Here is a 5879-nt window from a genome sequence, read left to right on the forward strand (position 1 = left end):
GGGGTCGCGGGTTCGAGTCCCGTCCACTCCGCCACTTATATTAAGCCTCAGTCGAAAGACTGGGGCTTTTTTCGTTTCTACTGCGACGTTTCCCTGAAGAGTGTTTATACACCTAACTAGACTATTTCACATAATCCCTACTAAGCGAACTCTGCGTAATTACACACTAGGCTTTAATTAATTATAGGCCGGTGATGCTGTGGAAAGGCAATATGACCTACAAACAAGCCTAAGTAATCTATGGTATTCAAAGGCGTTCAACGACTTGAATCTTGATGAGAAAGAAAAAACGAATTGGAAGATGAAAGATTGAAGGAGCTCTTCATTAGCGAGGTGATGATTTTCGACGCTGAACATTTGATGAGTCTCAGAAAAAATATATCGCCAAAGGGTAAGAAGCGCCAGAACAGAGAGGGGTAGCTTAGCTCGAGGCTGTAAGCTATGCGGAATACTCACAAACGTCAAAGCTCAAACCCATTAAGAGAGTCGCTCTAGATCTAAGTGGTTATGTGCTTATTCCAAATGAATTATATGAAAAAGCCAACTGCTAAAGCGGTTGGCTTAGTATAAAAATTTCGACGTACTTTAGAGCGAGAAATGATGTCTAAAGAATACGTTTTAAAACACCATCTGCCTTTAGGCGGGTAATTTTTCTGACCAGTCGCTGTACCTCTATAGGATAGTCTTCTACTTTCTCTAATTGCTTATAAGTACAGATAAGGTGAGTATGCTCAAGAATACGCGAAACTTCGTCTTCAAACTTCTCAGTGAGCTTCGCATAATTGTCTTGTATGAGTAGCCCATTTTCTAGGTCGAGTGACCAAGCACGTGGATTTAGGTTATTCCCAGTAAGTAGCATATAGCGTTTATCAACCCAAATACCCTTAAGGTGGAAGCTGTTATTGTCATGCTTCCATAGGTGAATTGACAATTTACGTGCGGCGATATTCGCTTCATTGGCTTTCGCAAAGCGACGCAAATTCACTTCGTAAAGATATGGAAGTCCGCCAATGGTTTTAAAGTCTTCCTCAGGTGCAATGTAAAAGTCGTTGGCGGTTTTATCACCCACAACAATAGTTACTTTCACACCACGCTTCATGGCTCGTTTCACTTCACGATGAAGTGCTTTAGGGAAGTTAAAGTAAGGCGTACAAATGAAAATTTCGTCTTGGGCTGCTGCCAATAACTTTACAATCTGTTGATTGAGTAGATTACGGCGTTTGCCTAGCCCAACTAACGGAGTGACTTTTACGCTTTCTTCTGTTGCAGCTTGGTCTTCAAACTTATAGTTTGCTTGAGCAAGAGAAGCCCTCAGTTGGCGAATCGCCGACTTTATTTCTTTGGTTTCTGGCTTATCTTTTCCTGCAAGATCATTAACGGCAGGGTGAGCAATCATTTCTTCCTGAATGAATTGCACCATTGAATTCGCTAAAGATTCATGTCGAATCACATGGTAACGATCAAATCGATAACGTTCATGATAATGGAGATAAACGTTATTTAAGCTCGCCCCACTGTAGATAACAGTATCATCGACAATGAAGCCTTTTAAATGCAGTACCCCAAAAACTTCTCTGCCACGCACTGGTATGCCATAGACAGGGATTGGGTGTTGGTACTTACTGGCATATGCTTTGTAAAGCGCTGAATTACCCTCAGATGTCTCCGCACCAATCAGGCCACGCTGCGCTCGATGCCAGTCGACACAGATATTGATGTCCAACCCAGGATTGCGCTGTTTCGCTTCATAAAGCGCAGTGAGAATTTCACGTCCAGCTTCATCATCTTCCAGATATAGAGCGACTAGGTAAATTCGCGACGTTGCTTTGCTGATAGCATCTAAAAGACGGGTTCTGAATGATTCTGCTGAATACAGAACATCAAAGTCTTCCGGATTGACAGCGAGACTTGGCAACTGTTCGAATGGATTCCTACTTACTATCATATCGGTATGAGTACCTTAGTTTAGTGCAATATTGCGAACCTGCCATTTTATCAAAGATATGATTTACCTGGCTACAAAAGCACGCGTTTTGATGTCGTTGAAGAGATGAATTGCATTGGAATGAGATCTTTACCGCTATCTACATAACGTTGAAATGCCATTTTTAGCGGGTGTGGTAGCTCAGAGCAATCAATTGTTGTGAATCCATGCTTGGAATAATAGGATTCGAGATGTGTAAACGCGAAGCAATAATCGCCATCAGTGAAAACATTGTTTTTACAATGAGTTAGTAGTTCTTTTCCAATCCCTGTTCCCCTAACTTTCGGAATGACCAACATTCCTGTCAATAGACGAACTTTATCTACACTTTTTAAACGTAGTAACGCAATGATTTCCCCTTTATGGCTTGCTGTAATGATCAATTCATCTTTTTTGGCTCGACCCGCAGGGTAATACGCTTTGTATAGTTTCTTAATGAGGGGGAGCTTGATGGGATTTAACACTTCTATGATTAATGAGTCTGGTATTGTCACTGCGGTTAAAAGATAACTAATGTAGAATGTCGACAGTTTAAGAGAATCTTATCTGGTGTTGCAAACCTACTATGCAAATTAAAACAAATGCGAGCCTAAAGTCTTACCATACTTTTGGAATTGAACAATCGTGTTCCTATTTAGCTATCGTTGAGTCGCTTGAAGATGTTATTGAGCTATTTCAAAACCCAAGATTCACCCATTTACCGAAACTTTTTTTAGGTAAAGGAAGTAATGTTCTTTTTACAGAACATTTTGAGGGATTAGTGATTGTTAATCGAATCATGGGTAAAGAAGTCACGGAAACGGATGAGCACTACCTATTACATATTGCCGGTGGTGAAGATTGGCCTGAATTGGTTTCCTGGTGTGTGAATCAGGGGATCGGTGGGATCGAGAACTTAGCTTTGATTCCAGGTTGTGCTGGCTCAGCTCCTATTCAGAACATTGGTGCGTATGGCCTAGAGCTAAAAGACATCTGTGATTATGTAGATGTTCTTGATATAACTACGTTTGAAAACAAAAGAATGCACGCCCAAGACTGTGAGTTTGCCTATAGGGATTCCATATTTAAACATGCGTTGCACGGAAAGTGCTTTATCACCGCATTAGGGCTTAAGTTGGCGAAGCAATGGCAGCCGATTAACCAGTACGGCCCTTTACAAAGTATCCCAGAAGAACAACTCAGCCCTGCTTCTATCTTCGAACGAGTATGCCAAGTGCGAAAGGCAAAACTGCCAGATCCAACCAAGATAGGTAACGCAGGTAGTTTCTTTAAAAACCCAGTGATCACGCAAGATCACTATGATCGACTCACAAAAAAATACCCTAACGTAGTAGCCTACCCAGCTTCTGGAGGAATGAAAATTGCTGCTGGTTGGCTTATTGATCAGTGTGGATTAAAGGGGAAGTCTGTACATGGTGCGCAGGTCAACCCTATGCAAGCTTTGGTTTTGACCAACATAGATAATTGTAGTGCTGATGACATTGTCGCGCTTGCTTCTTTAGTGAAGCAGACAGTATGGGACAAATACCAAATCATACTTGAGCATGAAGTACGCTTTCTCAATCGTACCGGGGAGACCAATTTGGCTCAGATCGAGGCATCTAGATGAGAAAAGATCACTCTACGAAACTTCATATTCTAAAGTTATTAAGTGATGGAGAGTTTCATTCAGGAGAAGCGTTGGGCGACGATCTTAATGTTTCTAGAGCGGCAATCGCTAAGCACATTAAAGGTCTTAGTGAATGGGGTATTGATATTTATCGAGTGCAAGGGCGCGGTTACCAATTAGCCTCACCATTGCAGTTGTTAGACGAGACTCTCCTTACCACTAGCTCGGAGTCACTTATTGAACTCGTCCCTGTGATTGACTCAACGAATCAATATTTGCTCGACAGAGTCGCGGATTCGGAAAAGGGCCGTGTTTGTATTGCTGAATATCAAGCACAAGGGCGTGGTCGCCGCGGTAGACAATGGGTCTCACCGTTTGGCTCTAACTTATATCTCTCTATGTATTGGCGACTGGATGCGGGAATGGCTGCGGCAATGGGCTTGAGCTTGGTGATTGGGATTGCCGCAGTGGAAGCTCTGGAAGAAGTAGGCATGCAAGGTGTTAAACTCAAGTGGCCGAATGACTTGTATTATCAAGATAAAAAACTGGCCGGAATCTTGGTTGAAATGTCGGGTCAGGCCGGTGGGGCTGCTCATCTAGTGATTGGGATGGGCCTGAATATTGGAATGCCTGACGACCAGCCTGAGATTGACCAGCCATGGACCACGTTGAACCAAGTAAATCAGAGTCTCAAGATCGATAGAAATGTTCTAGCAATGACTCTTATTAAGCATTGGAATTCCGCACTTGTCGAATATGAAATGAAAGGACTTACTGGCTTTATCGAACGTTGGAATCGGTTAGACAATTTCCTTAATCGTCAGGTCAAACTGCTTATTGGGCCTAGAGAGGTACATGGCGTCGTTCGAGGCATCGATCATCAAGGTGGAATATTAATCGAAACCTCCCAAGGACTAGAGACTTATATTGGTGGTGAAATCTCGTTGCGTAAAAGTGACTAAGCTTCGATTACTTTCGCAACGAGACTTTATCAACCAAGTGGTTAACGCCTTTGTGTAGAATCAAGTGGGCTCTCTCACGAGTTGGAAGAATATTCAATTCTAAATTGAGCCCATTAATATCATGCCAAATTTGCTTTGCTTTTTTCTTTGCGTCATCGACAGAGAGTTGTGTGTAGTGGCTAAAATAAGAGCCTGGTTTCGTAAAGGCCCCTTGGCGAAACTTTAAAAAGCGTTCTACGTACCAATGTTCAATGGTCTCTGTTTCTGCGTCGACATAAATTGAAAAATCTAAAAAGTCAGATACAAAGACACGATGCGGGTCATGTGGATAGTCCATTCCACTTTGCAGAACGTTTAAACCTTCAATAATAAGAACATCCGGTCTATCCACTTTTCTTAGTTCATCAGTAATGTCATACGTGATGTGAGAGTAAATGGGTACTTCAAGATCGGGCTTTCCTGCCTTTACGTCAGACATGAACTCGACTAAACGCTTGATATCATAGGATTCAGGGAAGCCTTTACGATGCATGATACCGCGTTCTTCTAGTACTTTTTTCGGATATAGGAAGCCATCTGTTGTAACCAAGGAGACTTTGGGATGATTCTCCCAACGAGAAAGCAATGCCGTTAGAATACGAGCAGTCGTACTTTTGCCTACAGCAACACTGCCAGCGATACCAATTACGAAAGGGGGAGCATGTTCCTCTGTATTTAAGAATTGTTGTAATACGGAATTGCGGCTTTGACGAGCCTGGACATACAGATTCAAAAGACGAGACAAAGGAAGGTAGATCTCTACCGCTTCCTCCATGGTTAGGTTTTCATTAATGCCCTGAAGCGCAGTCAAGTCGTCTTCAGAAAGTGTCATCGGTACAGAGTTTCTTAACTCGGCCCAATTTGCACGGTCAAATGACAAAAATGGACTCATGGGTCTCTTTTATCCTTGGTTTAATAGAAGCAAGAACATACATCAAGCGAACTTCAAAGCAAACGACAAAGGTCGAAGTTTACTTTAAAAAAGCTAAGTTTGTACGAATTTGCAGCAAACGAATCTAAAAAATCGAAATTTATGATTTTTTTTCAAATTACTATTGCAACCTAGAAAATCATTCAATAGAATGCGCACCACTTATGCCGACTTAGCTCAGTAGGTAGAGCAACTGACTTGTAATCAGTAGGTCACCAGTTCGATTCCGGTAGTCGGCACCATTCTTTCCTTTAGTAGTCTGAATGGCTTGAAAATTTGGAGGGGTTCCCGAGTGGCCAAAGGGAGCAGACTGTAAATCTGCCGGCACTGCCTTCGATGGTTCGAATCCGTCCC

Annotated in this window: 5 protein-coding genes and 1 tRNA gene; 3 read left to right on the forward strand and 3 right to left on the reverse strand. The window is 42.3% G+C overall.

The features are described 5' to 3' along the window. Nucleotides 1–604 precede the first annotated feature (604 nt). Both pssA and R7P69_RS24235 read right to left on the reverse strand, forming a co-directional pair. A complete protein-coding gene (gene pssA / locus R7P69_RS24230; RefSeq protein WP_025768993.1) occupies nt 605–1945 on the reverse strand; it encodes a CDP-diacylglycerol--serine O-phosphatidyltransferase in 1341 nt (446 codons plus the stop codon). Nucleotides 1946–2016: 71 nt separating this feature from the next. Continuing rightward, nucleotides 2017–2448, reverse strand: coding sequence for a GNAT family N-acetyltransferase (locus R7P69_RS24235; RefSeq protein ID WP_031781233.1), 432 nt, complete (start codon nt 2446–2448; stop codon nt 2017–2019). Nucleotides 2449–2549: 101 nt separating this feature from the next. On the opposite strand from R7P69_RS24235, the gene murB reads away from it, so the two are divergent. After that, nucleotides 2550–3593 (forward strand): UDP-N-acetylmuramate dehydrogenase, encoded by a 1044-nt coding sequence (murB, locus tag R7P69_RS24240; RefSeq protein ID WP_054575573.1) that lies wholly within the window; start codon nt 2550–2552, stop codon nt 3591–3593. Next, the gene (gene birA, locus R7P69_RS24245; RefSeq protein ID WP_054575574.1) at nt 3590–4555 is read left to right on the forward strand and encodes a bifunctional biotin--[acetyl-CoA-carboxylase] ligase/biotin operon repressor BirA; all 966 of its coding nucleotides are present in this window, start codon (nt 3590–3592) and stop codon (nt 4553–4555) included. The genes murB and birA overlap by 4 nt, the downstream gene beginning before the upstream one ends. A gap of 7 nt (nt 4556–4562) precedes the next feature. On the opposite strand, the gene coaA is transcribed toward birA, so the two are convergent. Then, complete coding sequence (gene coaA / locus R7P69_RS24250) at nt 4563–5486, reverse strand: type I pantothenate kinase (RefSeq protein WP_005388683.1); 924 nt, start codon at nt 5484–5486, stop codon at nt 4563–4565. 205 nt (nt 5487–5691) lie between these two features. Between coaA and R7P69_RS24255 the strand changes: the two genes are divergently transcribed. Next, nucleotides 5692–5767, forward strand: a tRNA-Thr gene (locus R7P69_RS24255). Nucleotides 5768–5879 lie beyond the last annotated feature (112 nt).

The sequence above is a fragment of the Vibrio sp. 661 genome, assembly GCF_033339315.1.
GTDB classification, from domain to species: domain Bacteria; phylum Pseudomonadota; class Gammaproteobacteria; order Enterobacterales; family Vibrionaceae; genus Vibrio; species Vibrio alginolyticus.